Origin of the sequence: Bacillus sp. J14TS2 (assembly GCF_018333015.1) — a bacterium.
Classification (GTDB): domain Bacteria; phylum Bacillota; class Bacilli; order Bacillales; family Bacillaceae_C; genus Lederbergia.
Genome location: NZ_BORE01000057.1, coordinates 1 through 522, shown reverse-complemented (window position 1 = coordinate 522; position 522 = coordinate 1). Strand labels below are relative to the sequence as shown.

1 protein-coding gene is annotated in these 522 nt (G+C 40.4%); it reads right to left on the bottom strand.

All coding sequences use genetic code 11. The annotated features are described in order from the left end of the window. The coding region (locus KI375_RS27050) for a response regulator (protein ID WP_212976443.1) at positions 1-522 on the bottom strand (522 nt) is incomplete at both ends.

Below are 522 nucleotides of genomic sequence, written 5' to 3'. Positions count from 1 at the left end.
CACGGTGAATGAAATGAAGGGTATCAATGAGCTCTTTTGCTTGAATAGACTTAAGTAAATAGCCATTTGCTCCTTTTTGCAGTGCCTCTACCGCTTGATCGATATTCTCAAAAGATGAGAGAATAACAACCTTGATCATGGAATCCCTTTCCTTTATCGCTTCCATCGCTTCTATTCCGTTCATATTAGCCATATTCACATCCATAAGTACGATATCGGGCTGGATGTGGTTACATAATGATAAGGCATCCTCTCCAGATTCAGCTATACCGACAATTTGCAGTTGATTGTGACTCTCTAAATTTGTCTTCAAACCATCCAAAATGCCAGGTTGATCATCTACTAGGATTACCCTGAGTGTGTCGGTATTGGCTTCGCTATTTCTTGGAATGGTGCAGATCAACACCGTTTCTTCCATATTGTCTGTATGTATGGATAAATTTCCTTGCAAAGCCTGCAGTCTTTCTTTCATCGCACCTAAGCCAAAACCGAGCTCAATTTTTTTCTCTCGTTTCAATACGC